This window comes from Streptomyces sp. NPDC094147 (genome assembly GCF_044764265.1).
GTDB lineage: Bacteria > Actinomycetota > Actinomycetes > Streptomycetales > Streptomycetaceae > Streptomyces.
In genome coordinates this window covers 51,745-77,515 of record NZ_JBIWHT010000014.1, presented here as the reverse complement: position 1 = coordinate 77,515, position 25,771 = coordinate 51,745, and the positions used below count along the sequence as shown (strand labels likewise).

Sequence of the window (25,771 nt, the reverse complement as noted above, 5' to 3'; positions counted from 1 at the left end):
ATCGCCCGCCGCCCGTACTTAGGGCCATGAACCGGCGCCCTCCGCGCCACAACATCCTTACGGACAACGGGAGTTGACATGGGTACCTGGCGCAGCGCATCGCTCGCGGCAGCGGCGGCAGCAGTACTGGCACTGACCGCGACGGCCTGCGGCCAGGACAAGGCGAGCGGTTCCGGCACCGGTCAGTCGGTCGGCAACGCGAGCCCCGCCCAGCAGCCCGCCGACAGCGGCTACGGCTCCAGCGGCGGCTACGGGCAGGCGGGCGGCGCCGAGTCCGCCGCCAAGCAGGCCGGTCAACTGGCCGTCACCGACAGCAAGGAACTCGGCAAGGTCGTCACCGACAGCGCCGGGTTCACGCTCTACCGCTTCGACAAGGACACCGCGAGTCCGCCCCAGTCGAATTGCTCGGGCGACTGCGCGAAGGCCTGGCCCGCGGTCCCCGCCAACGGCGTCACCGCGGCCGCGGGCGCCGATCCCTCGCTGCTCGGCTCGGTCACCCGCGCCGACGGCACCAAGCAGCTCACCATCGGCGGCTGGCCGATGTACCGCTACGCCAAGGACACCAGCCCCGGCGACACCAACGGACAGGGCGTGGGCGGCACTTGGCACGCGGCCGCGCCCGACGGCAAGAAGGCCGCGGCCGCCGCCCCGGCGCAGTCCCTGCCGGGTCTCTCGGTCCGTACGGACCCCAAGCTCGGCGACGTCATCGTCGACGCGCGCGGCATGACCGTGTACCGGTTCAAGAAGGACTCGGCCTGGCCCATGAAGTCCGCCTGCACCGGCGCCTGTCTGCAGAAGTGGCCGGTGGTCGCCCCGGTCGACAAGAGCAACACCAAGGGCATCGCCCTCAAGGGCTTCGTCACCTTCGACCGGCCCGACGGCGTCAAGCAGCAGTCGATCACCTGCTGGCCCGTCTACACGTTCTCCGGTGACACCAAGCCCGGAGACACCAATGGCCAGGGCGTGGGCGGCACGTGGTACGCCGTGTCCCCCGAGGGAAAGCTCATCGGCGCACCCAAGTAACCCACGGCCCAATCCAGTCGGCCCGCCACCGCGACCCCCCGCGCGGTGGCGGGCCGCTGCTCGCGCCGCCGACCGTCTCGATTGCGTACCCGCGCTCGTATACCCGTACGATGCGGCGCACATGCCCTGGGCGTGTGACCAAATAGCGGACGGCCATTTTCCGTTTTTACTCGCCCTCCCGGCGGACGATCAGTAGCCTCAGGCGCGAACATGGTCATGGTCATGGCCGTGCTGCGGCGACTTGTTGGAGACATTGATGGAGCGTCCTGCCTGGGCCCCCCAGGGCATCGACATCTCGATGCCGAGCGTGTCCCGCATCTACGACTACTACCTGGGCGGTTCGCACAATTTCGAGGTCGACCGGGAGGCGGCCCGCGAAGCCATGCGGCACATGCCGGGACTCCCCAAGATCATGCAGGCGAACCGGGCCTTCATGCGCCGCGCCGTGCGATTCGCCGTGGACGAGGGCATCACGCAATTCCTGGACATCGGCTCCGGAATTCCGACCTTCGGAAACGTCCACGAAGTCGCCCAGAAGGCCAGCCCGGAAGCCCGCGTGCTGTACGTCGACCACGACCCGGTGGCCGTCGCGCACAGCCGGGCCGTCCTCGAAGGCAACGAGCGGGCCGCGATCGCCGCAGCCGACCTGCGCAAGCCCCAGGACATCCTGAACGCCCCCGAGACGGCTCAACTCCTCGACCTGTCAAGGCCGGTGGCGCTGCTCCTGGTCGCCGTGCTGCACTTCGTCGAGGACCAGGACGACCCGTACGCCGCCGTGGCCGCGCTGCGCGACGCGTTCGCCCCCGGCAGCCTCCTCGTCCTCACCCACGCCTCCTACGAAGGCATCCCACTCAGCGAGGAAGAGGCCGTCGGCACGGTGGACGTCTACCGCAACATCAGGAACCCTCTGGTGATGCGCTCGCACGAGGAGATCGCCGGGTTCTTCGAGGGCTATGCCATGGTCGAGCCCGGTCTGGTCTCGATGCCGCTGTGGCGGCCGGAGAACGCGCCCGACCAGGAGGATCCGTACGCCTTCTCGGGCTTTGCCGGTGTGGGGCGCAAAGCGTGAGCATCCCGCCCCAGGCACAGGGCCCGGACACGGAGCCGGACAGCCCCGAGGACAGACTCAGACGGTTCGCGACGATCTGGGGCCGGGCGATCTTCCCGGTGACCGCGACCTCGCTGACCCGCCCCGAGTTCGAGCAGCACCTCGTGCCGCTGGCCCGCCGGCTCATCCACGCCCTGCACGCGCGGCACTTCGACCCGGCACCCGCCCACGAGGCCGGTGCCGCTCTGGTCGCCGTGCACTGCACCGACCCGGACGCCCTCAGCCGCACCCTCGGCGTGGTCGACTCCTACCTCGTCCTGTACTGCGGCGCGGGTGACGAACTGGCCGCCGACGAGGCGCGGGCCCGCTGCGCCCGGCTCCAGCACGCGCTCGCGGCCGGCTTCGCGGCGGCCCTGCGCGAACGCACGCTGGTCGAGCAGGAGGCCATCGCCCGCTCCGCGATGTCGGCCCGCAGCGCCGCCCTCGACGCCCTGCACGCCACCGAGACCCGGTTCCGCGCGGTCTTCGAGGGCGCCGCGATCGGCATCGGCATCGCGGACCTGGAGGGCCGGGTCCTGGAGGTGAACGAGACCCTCACCCGGATGTTCGGCGGCATCGAGGGCCAGATCCGCAGCCGCAACGTCAGCGAGTGGGTGCACCCCGAGGACGCCCCGCAGGTCTGGAAGCTGTACGAGGAGCTGGTACGCGGCGAACGCGACCACTACCGGATCGAGAAGCCCTACTACCGCGGCGACGGCACCGTCCTGTGGACCAATCTCACCGTCTCGCTCCTGCGCGACGCCGAGGGCCGGCCGCAGTACCAGCTCGCGCTGATGGAGGACACCACCGAACGCCGGCTGCTCAACCTGCGGCTGCGCTACGAGGCCACCCACGACGCGCTCACCGGACTGCCCAACCGCACCCTGTTCTTCGAGCGCTTGGAGAAGGCGCTCGCACCGGGCGACGGCAAGCGGTTCGGGCTCTGCTACCTCGACCTCGACGGCTTCAAGGCGGTCAACGACAGCCTGGGCCACTCGGCGGGCGACCGGCTCCTGGTGGAGGTCGCCGACCGGCTCCAGACGTGTGCGACCGGACCCGGCGAAATGGTGGCCCGGCTCGGCGGCGACGAGTTCGTCGCGCTCACCACGGGTCCGGACACCGAATTCGAGGCCGACGAACTCGCCTCGCGCATCCTGAACACCCTCGCCACCCCGATCCGCATCGAGGGCCGCGAGCTGACCGTGCGCGGCTCGATCGGCGTCGTGGAGGGCCCGGCGGGCGAGCGCAGCCCGGCCGAGGTGCTGCGCAGCGCGGACATCACGATGTACCGGGCCAAGTCGGCGGGCGGCAACCGCTTCGAGTGGGCCGACGCCGAGGCCGACGCCCGCGCGATCACCCGGCACGGGCTCACCAACGCGCTGCCCGCCGCCCTGGAGCGCGGCGAGTTCTTCATCGAGTACCAGCCGCTGGTGCACCTCGGCGACGGCAGCGTGCACGGCGCCGAGGCCCTGGTGCGCTGGTCGCATCCGCAGCACGGGGTGCTCGGACCCGACCGGTTCATCCCGCTGGCCGAGCACACCGGGCTCATCGTGCCGCTGGGCCGCTGGGTGATGCAGGAGTCCGTACGCCAGGCCAGGGCCTGGCAGGAGGCCCACCCCGGCGCCACCGACGGCGGCCCGCTGCGCATCAACGTCAACCTGTCGCCGACCCAGCTGCACCACCCCGGTCTGGTCGCCGACACCGTGGAGATGCTGGAGCGCACCGGGCTCGTCCCCGGCGCGCTCTGCCTGGAGGTCACCGAGTCCGCGCTCATCGGCGCCGACGACGACCTCCTGAAGCCGCTGCGCCAGCTCGCCGAGATGGGCGTCGACATAGCTCTGGACGACTTCGGGACCGGCTACTCCAACCTCGCCAACCTCCGCCGGCTCCCGGTGAGCGTGCTCAAGCTGGACCGGTCCTTCACCCAGTCCATGCAGCAACTGCCCGCCGACCCCGTGGACATCAAGATCGTCGAGGGGATCGTGTCCCTCGCGCACAGCCTGTCGCTCGCGGTGACGGTGGAGGGCGTGGAGACGGGGGCCCAGGCCGAGCAGCTGAAGGAACTGGGCTGCGACACGGCTCAGGGCTGGTACTACGCGCGACCGGGCGCGCCGGACCGGATCCACAGTCTGGCGCTGGTCGACGCGGTGTGACCTCTCGGGGCGGGGCTCGGCGGAACTGGAGCCGCACCCGGGCTCTGCCCGTCCCCCCGTCGATCGTCCGCGGACCGTGTCCGGGGGCGCTGCCCCCGGGCCCCCGCTCCTCAAGCTCCCCCAAGGACCAAAGGTCCAGGGGGGACCCCCATGAGGGGCTGGTATTTGGCCGGGTGGAGGGGGCTGGGATTCAGCTGGGCGACGGGCTGGAATTCAGTTGGCCGGTGCCGATGCTCAGGAGTACCCGCTGCAACTCCCGTGCCGCGCGCGGCGGGTCCACGTCGCTGCGGTGGGCCAGGGCGATCGTGCGGCGCAGGCCCGGACGGGCCAGCGGGGTGACCCGTAGGTCACCGGCGCGCGCCGCCACCATGCTCGGCACCACGGCCACACCGAGACCGGCCCGTACGAAACCGAGCACCGCGTCCATCTCGCCGCCCTCCACGGTGAACGCGGGCTCGAAGCCCTCGGCCCGGCAGGCGGCCACCGTCAGTTCCCGCAGGTCGTAGCCGTGCCGGAACATCACGAGCGGTGCCTGGCGCAGATCGGCGATCCGCACCCGGGGCCCGTCGCCGGGCGGCGCTTCGGCGGGGGAGGAGACGACCACCAGGTCCTCCTGGAGCAGCTCGATCGTGGTGAGGGCGGGGGAGGCGGCTGGGAGCGGCAGCACGATGAGCGCCAAGTCCAGTGCGCCGCGCGCCAGTTCACGTACGAGATCGTGGGAGCCGCCCTCCTCGATGAGGAGCTGGATGCCCGGATGCCGGTCGTGGAAGGCGCGGAGCACGTCCGGGAGCAGACCGGTGCACAGGCTCGGGGTCGCGCCGAGCCGGACCCGGCCGCGGCGCAGCTGGGCCAGCTCCTGGACCTCGATGCGCGCGGTGTCCGCGTCCGCCAGGATGCGCCGGGCCAGCGGGAGCAGCGCCTCGCCCGCGTCGGTGAGCGCGATGTTGCCGCGGGCGCGGCTGAAGAGCTCGGCGCCCAGCTCGTTCTCCAGCGCCTTGATCTGCTGGGAGAGCGAGGGCTGCGAGACATGGACGCGCTCGGCGGCCCGGGTGAAGTGCCGGGTCTCGGCGACCGCCACGAAATAGAGGAGCTGCTGGAACTGCATGACTCCACGATAGGTCATCGCTATGAAGATGAGCCGAACCATGTCTTGGACCTCTCAGGTCCTTCGCCCCTAGCGTCTATGACATGGCTCTGGCAACGCGGACGGACAAACGGCCGTCCATGACGCGCACACTCTGGGACTCGACCGTCGGCAAGAAGACGGTCATGGCCGTGAGTGGTCTGATCATGCTGCTCTACCTGGTCGTTCACATGATGGGCAACCTGAAGATCTTCTTCGGGGCGGGCCAGTTCAACGCGTACGCGCACTGGCTGCGGACCATCGGCGAACCCTTCCTGCACTACGAGTGGGCCCTGTGGCTCATCCGCGTGGTGCTCGTCGCCGCCGTCGTCGGACACGCGGTCTGCGCCTATCAGCTCAGCCGGCGCGACATCAGGGCGCGGCCGAGCAAGTACGTCCACCAGCGGGCCCGCGCCAGCTACGCGACCCGCACGATGCGCTGGGGCGGCATCATCCTCGCCCTGTTCATCGTCTGGCACATCCTCGACCTGACGACCGGCACCGTGCACTCCGGATTCCGGCCGGGGCACCCCTACCAGAACGTCGTGGACACCTTCTCGACCTGGTACGGGAATGTCATCTACATCGTGGCGACGGCCGCGCTCGGACTGCATGTCCGGCACGGCTTCTGGAGCGCCGCCCAGACCCTCGGCGTGGGCAGCGCGACGCGTGACCGGATCCTCAAGTTCCTTGCCAACGCACTGGCGTTGGTGCTGTTCGCCGGATTCATCTCCGTACCCGTCGCCGTCATGACCAAAGTGGTGAGCTGAGCATGACCTCGTACACCGAATACACCGTGGGCAGCGCGGTGGCCGATGCGAAGGCCCCGCAGGGGCCCATCGCCGAGCGCTGGGACACCCGGCGCTTCGAGGCCAAGCTGGTCAACCCGGCCAACCGCCGCAAGCACACCGTGATCGTCGTCGGAACCGGGCTCGCGGGCGGCTCGGCGGGCGCCACACTGGCCGAACAGGGCTACCACGTCGTCCAGTTCTGCTTCCAGGACTCGCCGCGACGCGCCCACTCGATCGCCGCGCAGGGCGGCATCAACGCCGCGAAGAACTACCGCAACGACGGCGACTCCGTCCACCGCCTCTTCTACGACACCGTCAAGGGCGGCGACTTCCGGGCCCGCGAGTCCAACGTCCACCGCCTCGCGCAGATCTCCGTCGAGATCATCGACCAGTGCGTCGCGCAGGGCGTGCCGTTCGCCCGCGAGTACGGCGGGCTGCTCGACACCCGCTCCTTCGGCGGCGTCCAGGTCTCGCGTACGTTCTACGCCCGCGGCCAGACGGGCCAACAGCTGCTGCTCGGTGCCTACCAGGCCCTGTCGCGTCAAATCGCCTCCGGGAACGTCGAGTTGCACGCCCGCACGGAGATGCTGGACCTGATCGTCGTGGACGGGAAGGCGCGCGGCATCGTCGCCCGCGATCTCGTCACCGGGAAGATCGACACGTACTTCGCGGACGCGGTGGTCCTCGCGAGCGGCGGCTACGGCAACGTCTTCTACCTTTCGACCAACGCCATGAACTCCAACGCCACGGCCATCTGGCGGGCGCACCGCCGCGGCGCGTACTTCGCCAACCCCTGCTTCACCCAGATCCACCCCACCTGCATCCCGCGCACCGGCGAGCACCAGTCCAAGCTCACCCTGATGAGCGAGTCGCTGCGCAACGACGGCCGCATCTGGGTCCCCAGGGCCAAGGGCGACCAGCGGCCCGCGCACCAGATCCCCGAGGACGAGCGCGACTACTACCTGGAGCGCATCTACCCGTCCTTCGGCAATCTGGTCCCGCGCGACATCGCCTCGCGCGCCGCCAAGAACGTGTGCGACGAGGGGCGCGGAGTCGGACCCGGCGGGCAGGGCGTCTACCTGGACTTCGCGGACGCCATCGCCCGGATGGGCCGCGCCGAGGTCGAGGAGAAGTACGGCAACCTCTTCGACATGTACGCGCGGATCACCGCCGAGAACCCGTACGAGACACCGATGCGGATCTACCCCGCCGTGCACTACACGATGGGCGGACTGTGGGTCGACTACGACCTCCAGACCACGATCCCGGGCCTGTTCGCGATCGGCGAGGCCAACTTCTCCGACCACGGCGCCAACCGGCTCGGCGCCTCCGCGCTGATGCAGGGCCTCGCCGACGGCTACTTCGTCCTGCCGTCGACCATCAACGACTACCTGGCACGCAACCCCCACCAGGACGCGATCACCGCCGCACACCCGGCAGTTGCCGAGGCGGTCGCCGAAACCGAGGACCGACTGAACCTGCTCCTCTCCGTCGACGGCGACCGCACCCCCGACTCCTTCCACCGCGAGATCGGTGAACTCATGTGGGAGTACTGCGGGATGGCCCGCACGGAGGAGGGCCTGCGCAAGGCGCTCGACCGGATCCCGCAGATCCGCGAGGAGTTCTGGCGCCGGATCAAGGTGCCGGGCACCGGGGAGGAGTTCAACCAGTCCCTGGAGAAGGCCAACCGCGTCGTCGACTACCTGGAGCTCGCCGAGCTGATGTGTCTCGACGCGCTGCACCGCGCCGAGTCCTGCGGAGGCCACTTCCGCGAGGAGTCCCAGACCCCGGACGGTGAGGCGGCCCGCCGCGACGAGGAGTTCTCGTACGCCGCCGCCTGGGAATTCCGGGGGGCCGGGGGGCGTCCCCCGGGAGAGCACAGCTCCGGCGACGCCCCCGTCCTGCACAAGGAAGACCTCGTCTTCGAGTACGTCCACCCCACCCAGCGGAGCTACGCATGAAGCTCACCCTGCGCGTCTGGCGCCAGAAGAACACCAACTCGCCCGGCGCCATGGCGACTTACGACGTCGACGGCATCTCCACCGACATGTCGTTCCTCGAAATGCTCGACACGCTCAACGAGGAACTCATCCTCAAGGGCGAGGAGCCGGTCGCCTTCGACCACGACTGCCGCGAGGGCATCTGCGGCGCGTGCTCGCTCGTCATCAACGGCGACGCCCACGGCCCCGAACGCACCACCACCTGCCAGCTCCACATGCGGTCCTTCAGCGACGGCGACACCATCGACGTCGAGCCGTGGCGTGCCTCGGCGTTCCCGGTGGTCAAGGACCTGGTCGTGGACCGCTCGGCGTTCGACCGGATCATCCAGGCCGGCGGCTACATCAGCGTGCCGACCGGCGCCGCCCCCGAGGCGCACGCCACGCCGGTGCCCAAGCCGGACGCCGACTTCGCCTTCGAGCACGCCGAGTGCATCGGCTGCGGCGCGTGCGTCGCGGCCTGCCCCAACGGCTCGGCGATGCTGTTCACTTCGGCGAAGATCAACCACTTGAACGTGCTGCCGCAGGGCGCGCCCGAGCGCGAGACGCGAGTGCTCGACATGGTCGGGCAGATGGACGACGAGGGCTTCGGCGGCTGCACGCTGACCGGGGAGTGCGCGACGGCCTGCCCCAAGGGCATCCCGCTGCCGTCGATCGCGGCCATGAACAAGGAGTGGCTGCGGGCGACGAGGAAGGCGAAGAAGGTCGGCCGCTGACACACCTCCTCGCCGCGCGACGAGAACGCCCCCGGTGATCCCGGGGGCGTCTCGCTTGCCCAACTCCCGTGCTGGATCAGCCGGTTACGGTGATCTGCTGCGCCGGGTCGGTCGTGTCGGTGACGTTGTACGTGGCCGAGAAGGTGGCGCTCTGGCTGCCCGTCGGGCAGAGGAATCCGCCGGTCACGGTGGCGGCCACGGGCGCGCCGCTGATGGCCAGCGAGGACGGCGCGCCGTTGGTCCAGGCGCCGGAGACGGTGGTGGGGCCGTCGGGCGACGCGGTGATCGTGCAGCTGGCCAGGCCGCTGGTCGTGAGGACGAACCCGCCCTGGGGCATGGTCAGTCCGGCCGCGACGGGCGCGCCGTTCTGGGCCGAGATGCTCCACGAGCCGTTGTCCGTGTTGGTGCTGGCGGTCACGCTCACCCCGCCGATGCTGGTCGAACAGTCGCTGAACGTGGGCGGGTTGATGGGTGCGGACACCGGGCCCGCGTCGTTGTGGTTGCCGGGCTCGGCCGGGACCTGGTTGTTGGAGTCGGTGGTGGGGACGGACGCCGAGACGTTGCAGGTCATGGTGGTGGACCCGGCCGTGAAGGTGGCCTGGCCGGTGAGCTGGGCCGCGAAGGAGTGGCCGGCCGGTGTCACGGTGGTCGGGTCGGCCGCGGGGCGGGCGCTCGCGCCCGCCGTACTGCCGAGCACGAGGGCCGCGGCGGCGGCCGGAGCGAGTATCGCGAGCATGCGTGAGCTGCGGATTGCCATGGGGGGACTCCTCGGTCGAACGGATTCGATGGTGTGGGGATGCGAGGAGGAACTGAGGTGACTTGAGAGTAAGTCCGGGGCGGAGGGGCGAAAAGGAGACTCCTCGCCAGTAATTTGACGGAGCATCAGCTTGCCGGTGGATCCAGTCGTGCTACAGATCGTCAGCAAGGGGGCGCTGGGTCCGGCGACGGGCCGGGGGCGGCGGCGCCTCGGTGGGGTCGTGCAGCGGGCGGACGACGATGTCGCCCCTCGCGCGTCCGGTGGCGGTTCGGCCTCGGCGTGGTCACGGGCCGCCTGCCGCAGCGCGTCGGTCGCCACCCGGGCGGCCGCGGCGGTGCCGCCGCGGCCGGTCCGGCCGCGGCTGGGAGCGTGTCCGGGGGCGGGAGTTCGGACGGCGGTGGCGTCGGCGGGGCCTCGTGGGTGCTCAGTGCCCCGCGGGTCGCGGCCGGTTATCCGCAACCACCGCCGCCGGTATCACCCTCATCTCGAAGGCCGACGGCACCAGCGCCAAGATGAGCTTCACCGCCGCCGACGTCGCCCCGATCATGCGGGCGATCCGCGCCGAGGTGGAGACCCCCCCGGGGCACCTGACCGACCGCACGTCCCCTAGCTGACAGAGAAGTCGTCGCCGTACACCGCGCCCTGCCCGTACCAGCCGTGCAGATAGACGGTCACGGTGCCCGAGGCGCCCGTCGTGAACGGCACCGTCAGCTTGGACCAGCCGGCCGAGCTGGTCCAGGTGCTGCCCGTCGCGCCGTCCCGCACACCGAGGTAGGCGTAGCTGCCCTGCACCCAACCGCTCAGCGTGTACTGGGTGTTGGGGGTGAGGGTCAGCGTCTGGGAGCACTCGCCGGTCTGCGCGGAGGTCGGTGCGGTCTGCACGGCGTACGAGCCGCCGTGCACCGGGCTCGACACCACCGCGGCGCCGCTCTCGCAGGTCCACGGCGCGAGGGAACCGCTCTCGAAGCCGCCGTTGACCAGCGCGCCGGTGCCGCCGCCGGGGCCCGACACGGTGAGCGTGAAGGTCGTGGAGCGGGTGAGCGTGCCGGCCGTTCCCGTCACGGTGATCGGATAGGTGCCGGGTGCGGCCGAGGCCGAGGCGCTGACCGAGAGCTGCGCCGAGCCGCCCGCGGTGACGAAGGCGGGGCTGAGCGTGGCCGTCACCCCGGCGGGCGCGCCGGTCGCCGTCAGCGCCAGCGTCTTGGCGCTGCCCGAGGTCACCGCCGTGCTCACGGCCGCGATGGTGGACCCGCCGGGCGCGATGGACGCCGAGCCGGGTGCGACGGCCACCGAGAAGTCGTCCTGGACCGGCCCGCCGCCCCCGGTGAACGGCTCGAAGGTGTGGCTGAAGTACCACGGGTCCTGGGCGATGCCGGAGCAGGTGTCCTTGCCACCGGTGCCGGGGCAGCCGCCGTTGTCGCGCTGGAGGGCCCAGAGGGAGAGGGTGTTGATGCCCTTGGAGGTGGCCCAGTTGGAGACGGCGGTCGCGTCGGCGGTGCTGAAGGTCTCGGCCGCGCCGTAGTCGTCGATGCCGGGCATCTCGGTGACGCCGACCGTGCCCCACAGCTGGGCGGGCGTCTTGCCGGGGTAGAGGGAGGCCAGCTGGTTGTAGAGCCCGGTGGCGGCGGACTGGGTGTCGTTCGCCATGTTGTGCGTGGCACCGTCGTAGTAGTCGAAGGTCATGATGTTGACGACATCGACCTTCGCGCCGTACGTGACCGCGCTCTGGAGCACCGAGAGACCGCTGGAGGCGAGTCCGCTCGTGGTGGTGGGCAGGGTGTAGGAGAACTGCACCGACCGGCCGTTGGCCGCCGCCCAGTCCTGCACCTTCTTGATCGCCTGGTTGCGGCGGTCGATGCCCGCCTGGTTGGTCAGCGAGTTGTCCTCGATGTCCATGTCGAGCCGCGACATGTCGTAGGTCGTGATGACCTTCTCGTACGCCGCCGCGATCGAGTCCACGCTGGTGCAGCTGTCCGCGATCTCGGTGCCGCCGTTGTCCGCGGCGTACCCGCCGAAGGACGGGATGACGTCGCCGCCGCGCGAGCGGATGGTGGTGAAGTCCGCGCCGAACACCGACGAGGAGATCGGCTGACCGGTCGAGCCGTTCCAGTACGGGGTGCAGGAGCCCTTCGCGTCGGCCTGGACGAAGGCCATGGTCAGGTATGCGGCCCCGGACTTCTGCGCCAGGTCGGCGGGGCTGTCGGAGGAGTACGCCTCGAAGTACGGCGCGAAGACATGGGCGGGCAGGGGAGTGGCGGCGTGCGCGGCGCCGCCGGCCCCGATGACGAGGCCGGCGGACGCGGCGACTGTGCTGAGCGTGGCGAGCAGGGCGCGGACGGATCTCGGGCGTCTCATCGGGGCTCCGGGGAGGTGGGTGAGAGTGCGGACGCCTCATGATTGGTCTGGACCAACAGTCGGTCAAGGGTCTAGGCCAATTCATTCCGCGCTGTTTGCCCGGTGGGTCAACTGGCCTGCGGCACAGGCGAGTCGGGGCCCCGGCGGCCGGTTCAGATCCCGGCCAGCGCCTTCGCGAGATACGGCGCGGTACGGCCCGCCCCGGCGTCGGCGACCTCGGCCGGCGGTCCCGCCGCCACGATGCGGCCGCCCTCGTCGCCGCCGCCCGGACCGAGGTCGAGCATCCAGTCGGCGCCCGCGACCACCGCCATGTCGTGCTCCACGACGACCACCGAATGGCCCGCCTCGACCAGGCCGTGCAACTGGCGCAGCAGGATCTCGACATCGGCCGGATGCAGCCCCGTCGTCGGCTCGTCGAGGACGTACAGCGTGTGGTCGCGGCGCACCCGCTGGAGCTCGGTGGCGAGCTTGATGCGCTGGGCCTCGCCGCCCGACAGCTCGGTGGCGGGCTGCCCCAGCCGCAGATAGCCGAGCCCGACGTCGAGCAGGGTGCCGAGGCTGCGGGCGGCGGACGGGACGTCCGCGAAGACCTCGGCCGCCGCCTCCACCGTCAGGTCGAGGACCTCCGCGATGGTGCGCCCCCGCAGGGTGACTTCGAGCGTCTCGGGGTTGTAGCGCGCACCGCGGCAGTCCGGGCAGGGCGTGTACGTACTCGGCAGGAACAGCAGCTCCACCGACACGAACCCCTCGCCCTGACAGGTCTCGCACCGCCCGCCCGCCACGTTGAACGAGAACCGCCCCGCCTTGTAGCCGCGCGCCTTCGCCTGGGCCGTGTCGGTGAAGAGCTTGCGTACCACGTCGAAGAGACCGGTGTACGTGGCCAGATTGGAGCGGGGTGTGCGGCCGATCGGTTTCTGATCCACCCTCACCAGCCGTCCCACGCCCGGGAGTTCATCGGTCAGCGCATCGACCAGGGTGGACTTGCCGGAGCCGGAGACGCCGGTCACGGCCGTGAACACGCCGAGCGGGAACGTCGCGTCGACGCCGCGCAGGTTGTGCCGGGTGATCCCGGTCAGCTCCAGCCGGCCGCGTGGCTCGCGGACCGCGCGACGCGGTGCGGGGGAGCGGTCGAACAGGAAGCGGCGCGTCGCCGACTCCGCCACGTCGGCCAGCTCGGCCGGCGGACCGCTGTGCAGCACCCGGCCGCCGTGCTCGCCCGCCAGCGGACCCACGTCGACCAGCCAGTCCGCGTTCCGCACCACATCGAGATGGTGCTCCACCACGAACACCGAATTGCCCGCCGCCTTCAGCCGGTCGAGGACCGTGAGCAGCGCCTCGGTGTCGGCGGGGTGCAGGCCCGCCGACGGCTCGTCCAGGACGTACACGACGCCGAAGAGCCCGGAGCGCAGCTGGGTGGCGAGCCGCAGGCGCTGGAGTTCGCCCGCCGAGAGGGTGGGGGCCGAGCGGTCGAGGCTCAGATAGCCGAGGCCGAGTTCGAGCACGGGGCCGATGCGCGCGAGCAGGTCGGCGGTGAGGGCGTCGGCGCTCGTGCCGCCGCCCGCGGTGGGCAGCAGCTCCGCAAGCGCGCTGAGCGGAAGGGCCGCGAGCTCGGCGATCGTCCGGCCCGCGAAGGTGACGGCGAGCGCCTCCGGGCGCAGCCGGCGCCCGCCGCAGGCCGGGCAGTCGGCGGCGGTCAGGAAGCGTTCCGCCTTGGCCCGCAGCGACTGGCTCTTGCTCTCCGCGAACGTCTTCATCACATAGCGGTGGGCGCTGAAGTACGTTCCCTGGTAAGGGCGTTGGATGCGGCCCGCCTCGCGCACCGGGTGCACGGTGACCACCGGCTGCTCGTCGGTGAACAGGATCCAGTCGCGGTCCTTCCGGTCGAGCTCGCGCCAGGGGCGGTCCACGTCGTACCCGAGGGTGTCGAGGACGTCGCGGAGGTTCTTGCCCTGCCAGGCGCCCGGCCAGGCGGCGATCGCGCCCTCGCGGATGGACAGCGAGGCGTCGGGGACCAGCAGCTCCTCGCTGGTGCGGTGGATGCGGCCGAGGCCGTGGCACTCGGGGCAGGCACCGGCGGCCGTGTTGGGCGAGAAGGCGTCCGAGTCGAGGCGTTCGGCGCCGGACGGGTAGCTGCCGGCCCGCGAGAACAGCATCCGCAGCGAGTTGGAGAGCGTGGTCACCGTGCCGACCGACGACCGCGAGGAGGGCGCCGAGCGGCGCTGCTCCAGGGACACGGCGGGCGGCAGCCCCGAGATCTCACCGACCTTCGGCGCGCCCACCTGGTGGATCAGACGGCGGGCGTACGGCGCGACCGACTCGAAGTAGCGCCGCTGCGCCTCGGCGTAGATCGTGCCGAACGCGAGCGAGGACTTCCCCGACCCGGAGACGCCGGTGAACACGGCGAGACAGTCACGCGGAATGTCGACATCGACCCCGCGCAGATTGTTCTCGCGGGCACCGCGGACACGGACGAACGGGTCAGGGGGGCTTTGCATACCGGAATTCTACGGTCGCGTCCCGCTCGCCGATCTTCGGACCACGGGGGCCGGTCAGTCCGCCGGGCGGCCGGTCAGACCCGCGAGGCGGGCGAGCCGCCGGTAGGAGTCGAGCAGGGCGGCCCGGTCGTACGTGCTCGTCGTGACGAGGAACTCGTCGGCGCCGCTGCGCGCGAGGAGCTTCTCCAGAGCGTCGGCCACCTCCTCCTCGGTACCGTGCACCTGGCCGCGCAGCGCCTCCTCGAACAGGGCCCGTTCGCGCTCGGTCATCGCCGCCGGGATGATCCCCTCCGCCGGGGACAGCGGCGGGAACTCTCCGCGCGTGCGCGAGTACGCCGTCGCCCAGGCCTCCGGAAGCAGGATCCGGCGGGCCGTCTCGGTGGTCTCGGCGACGGCGACGGTGCCGGAGAGCACGACGTACGGGTGCTCCGAGTGGGCGGAGGGGCGGAAGGCGTCGCGGTAGTCGTCGATGGCGCGCAGCATCGCGTCCTCGCCGCGCACGTTCGCGATGACGAGAGGGAGCCCGGCCGCGGCGGCGACCTCGGCGCCCTTCCCGGTGGCGAGGACGAAGGCGGGCACGGCCAGGCCCTCGGCGGGGCGGGCCCGGACGTGGGGGTGCGCGGTCTGCGTACCGTCGAAGTAGCCGAGCAGCTCGGCGAGTTGGGCCGCGAAGTCGTCGGCGTCCTTCTTGTCGCGGCCCAGCGCCTTGCGTATCGCGTCGGTGAACCCCACCGAACGCCCGAGCCCCATGTCGATCCGTCCCGGGAAGAGCGACTCCAGGACCCCGAACTGCTCGGCCACGACCAGGGGTTGGTGATTGGGCAGCATCACGCCGCCGGTGCCGACCCGGATGCCGGTGGTGGCCGCCGCCACCGCTGCGGCCAGGACGGCGGGTGCGGAACCCGCGACGCCGGGCACCGCATGGTGCTCGGACACCCAGAAGCGGTGGTAGCCGAGCCGCTCGGCCTCGCGGGCCAGCGCCACGGTGTCCCGCAGTGCCTGCGGTCCGCCGTGCCCGGCGCGGATGCGCGAGCGGTCGAGGACGGAGAAACGGGTCGACGCGATCACTGAGCTCACACAGGGTTCAACACCTGCGCCGCGCCAGGATTCCCGAGGGGGCGGCGGCCGTGACGATGCTCTGGCCCGCGTCGGACGTCCCACCCGATTCCGGCCCGCCGCGCGCCCCTACCCTGGAGGCGTGATCGACAACAGCAGGCCCCTGGCCGTGTTCGACCTGGACGGCACCCTCGCGGACAGCGCCCACCGTCAGCACTTCCTCGACCGCAAGCCGCGCGACTGGGACGCGTTCTTCGGCGCGGCCCCCGCCGACCCGCCGCTGGCCGAGGGCGTGGAGCTGTGCCTGAAGACCGCGGAGGAGTGCGAGGTGGTGTATCTCACCGGGCGGCCCGAACGGTGCCGCGAGGACACCGTGGAGTGGCTCGCCGGGCAGGCGCTGCCGGCCGGTCGGATCCACATGCGGCGCAACGACGACCGGCGGCCCGCCCGCGCCACCAAGCTGGAGATCCTGCGCGGTCTCGGCCGCGGCCGCGAGGTCCGCATGCTGGTGGACGACGACGAGCTCGTGTGCGACGCCGCCGAACAGGCCGGGTTCCGTGTCGTACGGGCACGGTGGACCGGTGCGTCCGAGGCGCTGAAGGACGCGCAGGAGCGCGAGGGCCGCACCTGAGGCGGCCCGTGAGCGCCAGTGCCCTGCGACGCGGCTGAGCCTGAAGCTGACGTAGAGGGTCAGACTTCCGCGGTCGGGTATTTGCCGTCAGGTCGGCTTCTGCCGTCTGGCCTTAGCCGTCAGGCCTCCGCGTCGTCGTCCAGCCGGAAGCCGACCTTCATGCCGACCTGGTAGTGCTCGATCACGCCGTTCTCGATGTGGCCGCGGACCTGCGTCACCTCGAACCAGTCCAGATTGCGGAGGGTCTCCGCGGCGCGGGCGACGCCGTTGCGGATGGCCTGGTCCACCCCCTCGTGGGAGGTGCCGACGATCTCGGTGACGCGGTAGGTGTGCTGGGACATGGAGGTGCTCCCCTCTCGTCGCGTTACTCCACCGTGCCCCACCCGGCGGCACTCCGCGAGACATCGGCCGGTGGGGCGCGAGGGGGGTCCCGGGGCTGGACCGCCTCTGTGGTCGTACCAAACTCACGAGCCACACCCGAACAGGCCATACCGCGCTTGCCCCCCCCGCGTCGGGTCATGACTGCTGGCCAACGCGCAGGAGGTGACCTTTCGTGAAGATCCGCCGCAACACCCAGGTGCCCCAGTACGCGGCGAGCGGCGGTCTGCTCGACATGACCCTGGAGTCGCTGCGCGACTGGGGCAGCGGCGACTGGCTGCCCGGCCTCGCCCAGCCGGGCAACGTCGCCGACACTGAGAAGCTCAACTCCGGCTCCACGCAAGGGATTTACCTGGCGGGGCAGAACTGGTACACCCTGGCCGGGCCACGCCCGACCCGGCGCGGTGGGCGGCCGTCGAGGCCGACAACCCGATCAAGCCGTACATGACGGCCGTGCTCGATGGTGACGACCCCAAGAAGGCCGCCAAGGCCGCCTCCGACCGGATCACCACGCTGCTCTTCCCGTGAGGCTCCGGGACCGGTTTCGCGTCACGGCGGGGCCGACGGGGTGAGCCGGGATTGGGTCACGGGACGGCTGATGTCAGGATGGGGCCCATGCAGAACGTTTATTTCGACATCACCATTGACGGCAAGGACGCCGGCCGCATCGTCTTCCGGCTCTTCGACGACGTCGTCCCGGAGACCGCGCGCAACTTCCGCGAGCTCGCCACCGGCCAGAACGGCTACGGCTACGCCGGTTCCGCCTTCCACCGCGTCATCCCGGAGTTCATGCTCCAGGGCGGCGACTTCACCCACGGCAACGGCACCGGGGGCAAGAGCATCTTCGGCGCCACGTTCGCCGACGAGAACTTCTCCCTCAAGCACGACCGGCCGTTCCTGCTGTCGATGGCCAACCGCGGCCCGAACACCAACGGCTCCCAGTTCTTCGTGACGACCGTCGTCACCCCGTGGCTGGACGGCAAGCACGTCGTCTTCGGCGAGGTCGTCGAGGGCGAGGACCTGGTGCAGCAGATCGAGGGGCTCGGCACCCGCAGCGGCGCCCCGCGCGCCGACGTCGTCATCAGCGCGAGCGGCACCGTCGCCTGACGCCCCACGTGCCCGAACGGCGCTGCCCTTCCCGGACCTCCCGGGGAGGGCAGCGCCGTTTCACGCCACGAGGTCGGGGCATTCGGTGGTGCGGCCGCGTTCCGTTGATCACTATGGGGGTGTTGACGGACGCCGGTCAGGGGCACTCGGGCAGTGGACGGCCCGGTTCTCAGGTCCCCGTTCTCAGTCCCAGGGAAAGGACGCACACCGTGGCACGACCGAGGATTCTCGTCGTAGGTGCCGGATTCGCAGGGGTCGAATGCGTACGACGCCTGGAACGCCGGCTGACTCCGGGAGAGGCGGAGATCTCCCTGGTCACCCCGTTCTCCTACCAGCTGTATCTGCCCCTGCTGCCCCAGGTCGCGGCCGGAGTGCTGACCCCGCAGTCGGTGGCCGTCTCCCTGCGGCGCAGCGCCAGGCACCGCACCCGGATCATCCCCGGCGGCGCCATCGGGGTGGACCCCAGGGCGAAGGTCTGCGTCATACGCAAGATCACCGGAGAGACACTCGACCAGCCGTACGACTACATCGTCCTGGCCCCCGGCAGTGTGACCCGCACCTTCGACATCCCGGGACTGCTCGACCACGCCCGCGGCATGAAGACCCTCGCGGAGGCCGCGTACATCCGAGACCACGTCATCGCCCAGCTCGATCTGGCCGACGCGAGCGACGACGCGGAGGAACGGGCCTCCCGGCTGCGGTTCGTGGTCGTGGGCGGCGGCTACGCCGGCACCGAGACCGCCGCCTGCCTCCAGCGGCTGACCCAGAACGCGGTCAAGAAGTATCCGCGCCTGGACCCGCGGCAGATCAAGTGGCACCTCATCGACATCGCCCCCAAGCTCATGCCGGAACTCGGCGACAAGCTCGGCAAGGCCGCCCTGGAGATCCTGCAGAAGCGCGGTATCGAGGTGTCGCTCGGGGTGTCCGTAGCCGAGGCGGGGGCCGACAAGGTGACCTTCACCGACGGCCGCGTGCTGCCCTGCCGCACCCTGATCTGGACGGCGGGCGTCGCCGCCAGCCCCCTCGTCGGCACCCTCGACGCGCAGACGGAGCGCGGCCGGCTCCTGGTGACCCCCGAAATGACCGTGCCGGACCTCGACGGGGTGTTCGCGCTCGGCGACGCCGCGGCCGTGCCCGACCTCGCCAAGGGCGACGGCGCCTTCTGCCCGCCGACCGCCCAGCACGCCATGCGCCAGGGGCCGAAGGCCGCCGACAACATCGTGGCCGCGCTCCGCCACCAGCCGCTGCGGCCCTACGAACACAAGGACCTGGGGCTCGTGGTCGACCTCGGCGGCAGCGACGCCGTCTCCAAGCCGCTCGGCATCGAACTGCGCGGTCTGCCCGCCCAGGCCGTGGCGCGCGGCTACCACTGGTCGGCGCTGCGCACCAATGTCGCCAAGACCCGGGTCCTCACCAACTGGCTGCTGAACGCGGTCGCCGGTGACGATTTCGTCCGCACCGGATTCCAGGCCCAAAAGCCCGCCACGCTGCGGGACTTCGAGTACACCGACGCCTATCTGACCCCGGAGCAGGTCCGTGCGCACACGGCCTCACTGACCGTACGAGGCTGACGCGGGCGGCTCCCGGCGCGGTGTGCGGCGGCGGCTCTCACGCGCGAGCCGCCGCCCGCCGGCCGCGTACCACTGGGCCGCGACGGCCGCCGCGAGGACGATCTCGACGAGGTCGCCGCCGTAGTACATCGACTCGGCGGCGGCCGCGAGATCGGCCGGGGCGTAGTGGGTGCCGGGCGGGCCGCTCGCGTACAGGGTCCTGGCGAGGACGGCGTGCGCGCCGCCCGCCGCGACCAGGGCGGCCGCCCGCGGCACCACCCCGTGGCGGCGCCGCAGCGGATCCAGCCCGCAGACCGCGGCCGAGAACAGCAGCCCGGTCGCGAACACATGGGCATGGACCAGGGCCGCCAGCCAGGGCCGCTCGTGTGCGGCCGCGAACAGCGGCGTGCGGTACAGCAGCCAGAGCCCGCCCGCGTCGAGCAGCGCCGCCACCGGCGGGAGCACGAGCACCCCGGCCGGCCGCGAGCGCACCGCGGCCAGCAGACGGCGCCGGGGCCCCGGTGGCAGGGACCGCAGGGCGAGCGTGACCGGGCGGGCCAGTACGAGCAGCAGCGGGGCCGCCATGCCGGTGGCCAGGTGCTGGGCCATATGGGCCGTGAACGGACCGCCGGGCAGCGGGACGAGGGCAGCCGTCACCAGAGCGGCCGCGCCCGCACCGAAGGAGAGGTCCCGGACGGCGGGCCAGCGGTCCCCGCGGCGGCGCAGCCGGGCCGTGGCGAGCAGGTACGCCACCGCGCCGCACAGCGCGAGTCCGGCGGCGAGGAGCGCGGCCCCGCCCGGCTGGGCGGAACCGTGAGCGTGGGCGGTCACCTGAAGGACCGCCAACTCCCATGACATCAGCGGCGGTTGGCCGCACGCAGCAGCAGCACTCCGGCCGCGAGGAAGAGCACGGCGAGGACGTTCCACGTCAGGTCGTACGGGGTGAGATCGACGTGGTACCTGATCTGGTGCAGCTTCATCAGCTTGTGCTGGACCGTGCCGTCGTACAGCTGGAACGCCCCGGTGCCGGTCAGGATGCCCCCGGCCAGCGCGCGCCCCAGCAGCGCCGCCCGGCGGCGCAGATCGGCGACCATGACCAGACCGATGACGACGGCGAACCAGCCGACGGCGTGGAAGAGCCCGTCGGAGACCAGCCCGATGTCCGGTGTCGAGCGGTCGTAGAAGTGGTGCCAGTGCAGCAGCTGGTGGAAGACGGTCTCGTCGACGAAGGCGGCGATGCCGACGCCGATGAGCACCCCGGACCAGGCCGAACGGGCGCGTCGCGGTTGGCCCTGCGGCGGTTGGGGTGTGGTCCGGGAAGCGGATGGAGTCACCATCGGCGGCACGTCCTCGGTGGGAGTCTGCGGGAGATCGTCCGACGCGGAACACGACACCTGGTCCGGCTGCCCGCCGATGGCACGGGCAAGCGTCGGGATCCGGCCTTCCTGCCCCGTACGGCGGTGCCTCCCGGGGTGCCCGGGAATCGCCGAGGGGAAGATGGAGAGAGCCACCGGCGTTGTTCGTGCGCCGGCCGAAGCCGGGCCGGCCCGAAGTTTCTCTGACGAAGGGATCCATCCATGCCTCTCGACGGCGAGTACGAGCCGAGCCCGACCCAGTGGGTGCGTGAGCAGGTCGAACTCATCGAGAAGTCCGGCGGGAAGGAGGGGATGACACTGCGCGGCATGTCCGTGATCCTGCTGACGACGCGCGGCGCCAAGAGCGGCAAGCTGCGCAAGTCGCCCCTCATGCGCGTCGAGCACGACGGCACCTACGCGGCGGTGGCCTCGCTGGGCGGCGCGCCCAAGAACCCCGTCTGGTACTACAACGTCATCGCCGATCCCCGGGTGGAGCTCCAAGACGGCACCGTACGGCGGGACATGACGGCCCGTGAGGTGACCGGCGAGGAGAAGGCGCGGTGGTGGGAGCGGGCCGTCGCGGCGTTCCCCGACTACGCGGAGTACCAGAAGAAGACGGACCGGGAGATCCCCGTCTTCGTCCTGGAACCGGCGCCGCAAAGCCACTGAAGGCCCCCGTGCGGGCCGCGCGGCGCTCGTGCCGCGCGGCCCGCACGGACCTTCAGCCCGCGGTCGCGAGCGAGAGCGCGAACCGCCCGGCCGCATCCGTCCACCAGCGCGACGGCACGAACCCGGCGGCCGTCAGCTCGGCCCGCACACCTTCCTCGCGGAACTTCGCCGACACCTCGGTGCGCAGCTCTTCGCCCGCCGCGAAGCTGACCACCAGATCCACTTCGGGAATCTTCACGGTCACCGCGCGGCGGGCCCGCAGCCGCATCTCGATCCACTCCTCCTCGCGGTTCCACAGCGCCACATGCGCGAAGTCGTCCGGGTCGAAGTCGGCGCCGAGTTCGCGGTCGATGACGCTGAGCACGTTCTTGTTGAAGGCGGCCGTCACCCCCGACGCGTCGTCGTACGCCCGCACCAGGACCGACTCCTCCTTCACCAGGTCGGTCCCGATCAGCAGCGAGTCACCGGGATCCATCAACTTCCGTACGGAGGTGAGGAATTCGGCTCGCTCGGCGGGCAGCAGATTGCCGATCGTGCCGCCGAGGAACGCCACGAGCCGGGGGCCGGGCACCTCGGGCAGTTCGAGGCCGTGCGTGAAGTCCGCGATCAGCGCGTGCACGGAGAGCCCGGGGTGGTCGGCGAGCAGTCCCTCGGCCGCCCCGGTCAGCGCGCTCTCGCTCACGTCCACCGGGATGTACGTCAGCGGCGCGGGCAGCGCGTCCAGGAGCAGCCGGGTCTTCTCCGAGGAGCCGGAGCCCAGCTCGACCAGGGTGTGCGCGCCGGTCGCGGCGGCTATCTCGGCGGATCGGTCGGTGAGGATCTCGCGCTCGGCCCGGGTCGGGTAGTACTCGGGCAGCCGGGTGATCTCCTCGAACAGTTCACTGCCGCGGGCGTCGTAGAACCACTTGGGCGGCAGCGACTTCACGGCGCCGCTCAGTCCGCGCAGCACATCGGCGCGCAGCGCGGCCCCGGTGGCGTCCTCGGGCAGGGTGCGGGTCAGCTGGAACGGGCGCACTACTGGGGCTCCTTGAGGGGGGTGAGCTGGACTTCGGTGGGGGTGGCGGTGAGCAGGGTGCGGTCGGGCACCTCGCGCCAGTGCGGATCGTCGTCGTACGGTTCGGAGGCGACGACGGCCGAGCGGCCGGGCGTGTGCAGATACCAGAGGCTGTCGCCCCAGGCGGTCGCGGTGATCGTCTCGCCGTCGGTGAGCAGCAGGTTCAGGCGCGAGCCGGGCGCCGCCGCGGCCAGCTCGGTGACCGTGTCGGCCATCGCCTGGCTTGCCGGGTCGCCGCTGGTCAGCCGGTGCAGCACCAGCGCCCAGACGAACGCGGCGTCGCAGCGGGCCACCAGGCGGAGCAGGGCCTCGGCGGGCAGCCCGGCGGCGAGCCGCGCCACGCTGCCCGGCCAGCCCCGCACCGCGCCGTTATGGCTGAACAGCCAGCGCCCGGTGGCGAACGGCGCGGCCGCCGCCTCACCGTCCGCGCTCGCTTCGGTGGCGTCCCTCACTGCGGCGAGCAGCGCGCGGCTGCGCACCACCCGGGCCAGGTCGGCGAGGTTCGGATCGCTCCAGATGGGCCCCGCGCGCCGGTAGCGGGCCGGCACCGGATCGCCGTCCGCGTACCAGCCGACGCCGAAACCGTCGGCGTTGACCGTGCCGTTGCGCTGCCGGCGCGGCTCCCAGGACTGCCGGTACAGAGCGTGCGGCGGCCGAATGACGAGGTCGGACAGCGGCGACACCGGCCCGGTGTAAGCAATATGACGGCACATCAGTCCGCGTCCCGGGCCGTGCGGAAGCCCGCGAAGATCTGCCGCCGGACCGGCAGGTCCCAGTTGCGGAAGGTCCCCCGGCAGGCCACCTCGTCCACGGAGAACGCACCACCGCGCAGCACCTTGTGCGCGGGGCCGAAGAAGACCTCCGAGTATTCGCGGTAGGGGAAGGCGACGAAGCCGGGATGGGGCAGGAAGTCGCTCGACGTCCACTCCCACACGTCACCGATCAACTGCCGTATACCCAGGGGGGATTGACCTTCCGGGTACGCTCCGGCGGGCGCGGGGCGCAGATGCCGCTGGCCGAGGTTGGCGTGGGCCGGGGTGGGGTCGGCGTCGCCCCAGGGGTAGCGGCGTGAGCGGCCCGAGGCCGGGTCGTGGCGCGCCGCCTTCTCCCATTCGGCCTCGGACGGCAGCCGCCGCCCCGCCCAGCGGGCGTACGCGTCGGCCTCGTACCAGCTGACGTGCAGAACGGGCTCGTCGGACGGCACCGGCTCGGTCACCCCGAACCGCCTGCGCAGCCACTGACCGCCCTCGCGGCGCCAGAACAGCGGTGCGGTCAGCCCGTGTTCGCGGACCATGGCCCAGCCCACGGGCTCCCACCAGCGGGTATTTCGGTAGCCGCCGTCCTCGATGAAGCGCAGATACGCCCCGCACGTCACCGGGGTCGTATCGAGGTGGAAGGCGGGCACGATGCGGTGGTGCGCGGGGCGCTCGTTGTCCAGCGCCCACGGCTCGGTGGAGGTGCCCATCGTGAACGGCCCGCCGGGGACGAGGACTTCGGCGGGCAGGCCCTCGGTGCTGCCGGTCGGCGGCTCGGGCGCGGTGAGCGCGGCCGGACCGCTGCGCAGCTGGTGGGTGATCAGCATCGTCTCGTCGTGCTGCTGCTCATGCTGGGCGATCATCCCGAAGGCGAACCCGGCATCGGTGAGCGGCCCACCGCGCAACGGCGTGCGCTCCAGGACGTCCAGCGCCCGGCCCCGCACATCGGCGGCGTACCGGCGGGCCTCGGCGGGGGCGAGCAGCGGCAGGCTGGGGCGTGCCGCGCGCGGGTGTTCGAAGGCGTCGTACAGCGAGTCGATCTCGGGCCGGATCGCGTCCTGCCCGGCGACGGCACGCAGCAGCCACTGCTCTTCCTGGTTGCCGATGTGTGCCAGGTCCCACACGAGCGGCGACATCAACGGCGAGTGCTGTTCGGTCAGTTCGTGGTCGTCGACGCTGGAGGTGAGCACGCCGGTGCGGGCGCGCGCGGCGGTGAGCGCTGCCAGGGCGCGTTCCCTGAGCAGCTCCGGGTCGGTCATATGAGGCTGTCCTTCGATGGTGCGGGCGGGGGTGTGTCGTCGGCCGGACATCGGCCCCGTACGACATAGCGGTCGGTGAAGGCGGCGACCCGGTCCTGGAGCTCCGGGCCGGCGCCGAGCCGGGGGAGCGCGTCGAGCGCCGCCGCGAAGCACACGGCGGCGGCCTCGCGCAGCTCCGGGTCGGCGAGCCCGTCGTGGGCCGCCGCCCGCCAGAGCGGATTGCGTGGCGCGGGCAGCGAACCGGCGCGCTCGGCAAGGGGTTTGACGGTCCGGTAGGCGGTCTCGGCCGCCTCTGGATCGTCGAAGAGCGCGCTGGTCACGGCGAGCGGCACGGTCCACCCGTCGTCGCCGGGCTGGGCGTCGATCATCCGCAGTTCCAGATGGCCGCGCGGCCGCACGGGCGGGAACAGGGTGGTCAGGTGGTAGTCGAGATCGGCGCGGGTGGGCGGCCGCGGTGCCCCGGTGCGCAGCCACTGCCGGAAGGTGAGACCCGGCGGCGCCGACCAGGGTCCGTCGTCGGTCCGTACGCACATGACCGGGGCGTCCAGGACGTGTGCCGCCCAGGCGTCGCGCGGCGGTGCGTCGAGCGGCGGGGCGAGCGCGCACACCGGGTCGAGCTCACTCCAGTTGGCCTGCCGCGTCGAACGCCAGCCGGTCAACGTGTCTTTGCTGACCGGAGAGTTGGCGAACGCCGCGACCAGGACGGCACCCAGCAGGTGTGCCATCAGCCAGCGCCGCCCGTAGCCGAGCGGTCCGGGTTCCTCGTACCCGGCGTCGATGCAGACCTGGACGGAGGCCGTGGAGCACATCATGGCGCGGCCGGCCGGTCCCGTCCGGTCGAGATGGGCTTCCATGGCGTCGTAGCGGGCCTCGTGCAGCATGCGGCGAGGGGGATGCCAGGGGTCCTGGCCGAGGCCGACGAGGGTGAGACCGCGCTGTTTCAGGGCGGCGCGGACGGCCGCCAGATCGGCGGAGACGGTGGAGACGCACTCCGTGAGCGATGCGGCGGGCAGCGAGCTGAGCTCAAGCTGGCCGCCGGGTTCGACGGTGAGTGCCGACCGCAGGGGCAGGGTGAGTAATGCGGCGTAGGCGGCTTCCAGGCGGTCGTGCCGGACGGGGAGCCGGGGGTCGTCGAGATCGTGGACGAGCCATTCCAGCTCCACGCCGACGGCGCGTGGCGGACCCGTCTTGAAACAGATACATCGAAGCAGGTCATCGGCCTCTGCTTCGGTCAACTCACGTGCGGTCATGGACAGATGATCGCCTTCCTGCGGGTCGGTGGCACATGCCGTACCACCTAAGTCGTTCTCGTCGCATCGCACAAGAGCGCCCGCCCGGACGGCGGCCGTCTGCGGCTGCCGCCGCCCGCGGGCTTCCAGGCGGCGTTCTCGCTCCAGCATCGCTCAGCACCGGCCGGACCGCTCGCGCAGGCGGCTCGCCGCCAGGGTGAGGCGGCGGGG

General features: G+C 71.6%; 23 protein-coding genes and 1 pseudogene. 12 read left to right on the top strand and 12 right to left on the bottom strand.

Annotation, left to right across the window (positions count from 1 at the left end; translation table 11 throughout):
* Window positions 1-78: 78 nt before the first annotated feature.
* The 3 genes from ACIQ8J_RS21355 (at window position 79) to ACIQ8J_RS21345 (ending at window position 4,263) form a co-directional block, all read left to right on the top strand.
* Window positions 79-1,023, top strand: coding sequence for an SCO0930 family lipoprotein (locus ACIQ8J_RS21355; protein ID WP_403275357.1), 945 nt, complete (start codon window positions 79-81; stop codon window positions 1,021-1,023).
* 256 nt (window positions 1,024-1,279) lie between these two features.
* Entirely contained in the window at window positions 1,280-2,092 is an 813-nt protein-coding gene (locus ACIQ8J_RS21350) for an SAM-dependent methyltransferase (protein WP_403275355.1), read from the top strand.
* The gene (locus ACIQ8J_RS21345) at window positions 2,089-4,263 is read left to right on the top strand and encodes a putative bifunctional diguanylate cyclase/phosphodiesterase (protein ID WP_403275354.1); all 2,175 of its coding nucleotides are present in this window, start codon (window positions 2,089-2,091) and stop codon (window positions 4,261-4,263) included. The genes ACIQ8J_RS21350 and ACIQ8J_RS21345 overlap by 4 nt, the downstream gene beginning before the upstream one ends.
* A 190-nt stretch (window positions 4,264-4,453) precedes the next feature.
* Here ACIQ8J_RS21345 and ACIQ8J_RS21340 read toward each other — a convergent pair whose 3' ends face one another.
* On the bottom strand, window positions 4,454-5,368 hold the full coding sequence (locus ACIQ8J_RS21340) for a LysR family transcriptional regulator (RefSeq protein ID WP_403275353.1): 915 nt from the start codon (window positions 5,366-5,368) through the stop codon (window positions 4,454-4,456).
* Window positions 5,369-5,451: 83 nt separating this feature from the next.
* Here ACIQ8J_RS21340 and ACIQ8J_RS21335 point away from each other — a divergent pair, with 83 nt between their 5' ends.
* From ACIQ8J_RS21335 to ACIQ8J_RS21325, 3 genes are read left to right on the top strand one after another with little or no spacing between them, the layout of a single operon-like run.
* Complete coding sequence (locus tag ACIQ8J_RS21335; RefSeq protein ID WP_403275351.1) at window positions 5,452-6,156, top strand: succinate dehydrogenase; 705 nt, start codon at window positions 5,452-5,454, stop codon at window positions 6,154-6,156.
* 2 nt (window positions 6,157-6,158) lie between these two features.
* Window positions 6,159-8,138 (top strand): fumarate reductase/succinate dehydrogenase flavoprotein subunit, encoded by a 1,980-nt coding sequence (locus ACIQ8J_RS21330; RefSeq protein WP_403275349.1) that lies wholly within the window; start codon window positions 6,159-6,161, stop codon window positions 8,136-8,138.
* The gene (locus ACIQ8J_RS21325) at window positions 8,135-8,890 is read left to right on the top strand and encodes a succinate dehydrogenase/fumarate reductase iron-sulfur subunit (protein ID WP_403275347.1); all 756 of its coding nucleotides are present in this window, start codon (window positions 8,135-8,137) and stop codon (window positions 8,888-8,890) included. The genes ACIQ8J_RS21330 and ACIQ8J_RS21325 overlap by 4 nt, the downstream gene beginning before the upstream one ends.
* Before the next feature lie 76 nt (window positions 8,891-8,966).
* Here the strand turns inward: ACIQ8J_RS21325 and ACIQ8J_RS21320 are convergent, their stop codons facing one another.
* The gene (locus tag ACIQ8J_RS21320; RefSeq protein WP_403275346.1) at window positions 8,967-9,647 is read right to left on the bottom strand and encodes a hypothetical protein; all 681 of its coding nucleotides are present in this window, start codon (window positions 9,645-9,647) and stop codon (window positions 8,967-8,969) included.
* Window positions 9,648-10,063: 416 nt separating this feature from the next.
* Between ACIQ8J_RS21320 and ACIQ8J_RS21315 the strand changes: the two genes are divergently transcribed.
* On the top strand, window positions 10,064-10,261 hold the full coding sequence (locus ACIQ8J_RS21315; protein ID WP_403275345.1) for a hypothetical protein: 198 nt from the start codon (window positions 10,064-10,066) through the stop codon (window positions 10,259-10,261).
* On the opposite strand, the gene ACIQ8J_RS21310 is transcribed toward ACIQ8J_RS21315, so the two are convergent.
* The 3 genes from ACIQ8J_RS21310 to ACIQ8J_RS21300 all read right to left on the bottom strand — a co-directional run bounded on the left by ACIQ8J_RS21310 (window position 10,254) and on the right by ACIQ8J_RS21300 (window position 15,574).
* Window positions 10,254-12,002 carry a carbohydrate binding domain-containing protein gene (locus tag ACIQ8J_RS21310; RefSeq protein WP_403275344.1) on the bottom strand — a complete coding sequence of 583 codons (1,749 nt, stop codon included), beginning with the start codon at window positions 12,000-12,002 and terminating at the stop codon, window positions 10,254-10,256. The genes ACIQ8J_RS21315 and ACIQ8J_RS21310 overlap by 8 nt on opposite strands.
* 152 nt (window positions 12,003-12,154) lie before the next feature.
* The gene (locus ACIQ8J_RS21305; RefSeq protein WP_403275342.1) at window positions 12,155-14,497 is read right to left on the bottom strand and encodes an ATP-binding cassette domain-containing protein; all 2,343 of its coding nucleotides are present in this window, start codon (window positions 14,495-14,497) and stop codon (window positions 12,155-12,157) included.
* A gap of 54 nt (window positions 14,498-14,551) precedes the next feature.
* On the bottom strand, window positions 14,552-15,574 hold the full coding sequence (locus ACIQ8J_RS21300) for an LLM class flavin-dependent oxidoreductase (RefSeq protein WP_403275340.1): 1,023 nt from the start codon (window positions 15,572-15,574) through the stop codon (window positions 14,552-14,554).
* A gap of 121 nt (window positions 15,575-15,695) precedes the next feature.
* On the opposite strand from ACIQ8J_RS21300, the gene ACIQ8J_RS21295 reads away from it, so the two are divergent.
* Window positions 15,696-16,184, top strand: a complete 489-nt coding sequence (locus ACIQ8J_RS21295) for a hypothetical protein (RefSeq protein ID WP_403275338.1) — start codon at window positions 15,696-15,698, stop codon at window positions 16,182-16,184.
* A gap of 119 nt (window positions 16,185-16,303) precedes the next feature.
* Here the strand turns inward: ACIQ8J_RS21295 and ACIQ8J_RS21290 are convergent, their stop codons facing one another.
* Window positions 16,304-16,525 (bottom strand): dodecin, encoded by a 222-nt coding sequence (locus tag ACIQ8J_RS21290; RefSeq protein WP_399051954.1) that lies wholly within the window; start codon window positions 16,523-16,525, stop codon window positions 16,304-16,306.
* Between the two features lie 227 nt (window positions 16,526-16,752).
* On the opposite strand from ACIQ8J_RS21290, the pseudogene ACIQ8J_RS21285 reads away from it, so the two are divergent.
* The 3 genes and pseudogenes from ACIQ8J_RS21285 to ACIQ8J_RS21275 all read left to right on the top strand — a co-directional run.
* Window positions 16,753-16,947, top strand: a pseudogene (locus ACIQ8J_RS21285) (sugar transporter); the annotation flags it as partial.
* Between the two features lie 230 nt (window positions 16,948-17,177).
* The gene (locus tag ACIQ8J_RS21280; RefSeq protein ID WP_403275335.1) at window positions 17,178-17,669 is read left to right on the top strand and encodes a peptidylprolyl isomerase; all 492 of its coding nucleotides are present in this window, start codon (window positions 17,178-17,180) and stop codon (window positions 17,667-17,669) included.
* Window positions 17,670-17,878: 209 nt separating this feature from the next.
* Window positions 17,879-19,240 (top strand): NAD(P)/FAD-dependent oxidoreductase, encoded by a 1,362-nt coding sequence (locus tag ACIQ8J_RS21275; RefSeq protein ID WP_403275333.1) that lies wholly within the window; start codon window positions 17,879-17,881, stop codon window positions 19,238-19,240.
* Here ACIQ8J_RS21275 and ACIQ8J_RS21270 read toward each other — a convergent pair.
* Both ACIQ8J_RS21270 and ACIQ8J_RS21265 read right to left on the bottom strand, forming a co-directional pair.
* A complete protein-coding gene (locus ACIQ8J_RS21270) occupies window positions 19,220-20,050 on the bottom strand; it encodes a cytochrome c oxidase assembly protein (RefSeq protein WP_403275331.1) in 831 nt (276 codons plus the stop codon). The two genes, ACIQ8J_RS21275 and ACIQ8J_RS21270, sit on opposite strands and share 21 nt — an antisense overlap.
* Window positions 20,051-20,076: 26 nt before the next feature.
* The gene (locus ACIQ8J_RS21265; RefSeq protein ID WP_403275329.1) at window positions 20,077-20,556 is read right to left on the bottom strand and encodes a DUF2243 domain-containing protein; all 480 of its coding nucleotides are present in this window, start codon (window positions 20,554-20,556) and stop codon (window positions 20,077-20,079) included.
* A 240-nt stretch (window positions 20,557-20,796) separates the two neighbouring features.
* On the opposite strand from ACIQ8J_RS21265, the gene ACIQ8J_RS21260 reads away from it, so the two are divergent.
* Window positions 20,797-21,243: a nitroreductase family deazaflavin-dependent oxidoreductase gene (locus tag ACIQ8J_RS21260; protein ID WP_403275327.1), complete on the top strand. Its 447-nt coding sequence runs from the start codon at window positions 20,797-20,799 to the stop codon at window positions 21,241-21,243.
* 52 nt (window positions 21,244-21,295) lie between these two features.
* On the opposite strand, the gene egtD is transcribed toward ACIQ8J_RS21260, so the two are convergent.
* Genes egtD through egtA form a run of 4 tightly spaced genes read right to left on the bottom strand, consistent with a single transcriptional unit; the run spans window position 21,296 to window position 25,561 of the window.
* Window positions 21,296-22,258, bottom strand: coding sequence for an L-histidine N(alpha)-methyltransferase (gene egtD / locus ACIQ8J_RS21255; protein ID WP_403275325.1), 963 nt, complete (start codon window positions 22,256-22,258; stop codon window positions 21,296-21,298).
* Window positions 22,258-23,010 (bottom strand): ergothioneine biosynthesis protein EgtC, encoded by a 753-nt coding sequence (egtC, locus tag ACIQ8J_RS21250; protein ID WP_403275323.1) that lies wholly within the window; start codon window positions 23,008-23,010, stop codon window positions 22,258-22,260. The genes egtD and egtC overlap by 1 nt, the downstream gene beginning before the upstream one ends.
* A complete protein-coding gene (gene egtB / locus ACIQ8J_RS21245; protein ID WP_403275321.1) occupies window positions 23,010-24,311 on the bottom strand; it encodes an ergothioneine biosynthesis protein EgtB in 1,302 nt (433 codons plus the stop codon). The genes egtC and egtB overlap by 1 nt, the downstream gene beginning before the upstream one ends.
* On the bottom strand, window positions 24,308-25,561 hold the full coding sequence (gene egtA, locus ACIQ8J_RS21240) for an ergothioneine biosynthesis glutamate--cysteine ligase EgtA (protein ID WP_403275319.1): 1,254 nt from the start codon (window positions 25,559-25,561) through the stop codon (window positions 24,308-24,310). The genes egtB and egtA overlap by 4 nt, the downstream gene beginning before the upstream one ends.
* Window positions 25,562-25,771: the final 210 nt, after the last annotated feature.

Coding starts and splice junctions, on each gene's coding strand:
- ACIQ8J_RS21355 (WP_403275357.1), top strand. CDS start 79: ATGGGTACCTGGCGCAGCGCATCGCTCGCGGCAGCGGCGGCAGCAGTA.
- ACIQ8J_RS21350 (WP_403275355.1), top strand. CDS start 1,280: ATGGAGCGTCCTGCCTGGGCCCCCCAGGGCATCGACATCTCGATGCCG.
- ACIQ8J_RS21340 (WP_403275353.1), bottom strand. CDS start 5,368: ATGCAGTTCCAGCAGCTCCTCTATTTCGTGGCGGTCGCCGAGACCCGG.
- ACIQ8J_RS21335 (WP_403275351.1), top strand. CDS start 5,452: ATGGCTCTGGCAACGCGGACGGACAAACGGCCGTCCATGACGCGCACA.
- ACIQ8J_RS21330 (WP_403275349.1), top strand. CDS start 6,159: ATGACCTCGTACACCGAATACACCGTGGGCAGCGCGGTGGCCGATGCG.
- ACIQ8J_RS21325 (WP_403275347.1), top strand. CDS start 8,135: ATGAAGCTCACCCTGCGCGTCTGGCGCCAGAAGAACACCAACTCGCCC.
- ACIQ8J_RS21320 (WP_403275346.1), bottom strand. CDS start 9,647: ATGGCAATCCGCAGCTCACGCATGCTCGCGATACTCGCTCCGGCCGCC.
- ACIQ8J_RS21310 (WP_403275344.1), bottom strand. CDS start 12,002: ATGAGACGCCCGAGATCCGTCCGCGCCCTGCTCGCCACGCTCAGCACA.
- ACIQ8J_RS21305 (WP_403275342.1), bottom strand. CDS start 14,497: ATGCAAAGCCCCCCTGACCCGTTCGTCCGTGTCCGCGGTGCCCGCGAG.
- ACIQ8J_RS21290 (WP_399051954.1), bottom strand. CDS start 16,525: ATGTCCCAGCACACCTACCGCGTCACCGAGATCGTCGGCACCTCCCAC.
- ACIQ8J_RS21280 (WP_403275335.1), top strand. CDS start 17,178: ATGCAGAACGTTTATTTCGACATCACCATTGACGGCAAGGACGCCGGC.
- ACIQ8J_RS21265 (WP_403275329.1), bottom strand. CDS start 20,556: ATGGTGACTCCATCCGCTTCCCGGACCACACCCCAACCGCCGCAGGGC.
- ACIQ8J_RS21260 (WP_403275327.1), top strand. CDS start 20,797: ATGCCTCTCGACGGCGAGTACGAGCCGAGCCCGACCCAGTGGGTGCGT.
- egtC (WP_403275323.1), bottom strand. CDS start 23,010: ATGTGCCGTCATATTGCTTACACCGGGCCGGTGTCGCCGCTGTCCGAC.
- egtB (WP_403275321.1), bottom strand. CDS start 24,311: ATGACCGACCCGGAGCTGCTCAGGGAACGCGCCCTGGCAGCGCTCACC.
- egtA (WP_403275319.1), bottom strand. CDS start 25,561: ATGACCGCACGTGAGTTGACCGAAGCAGAGGCCGATGACCTGCTTCGA.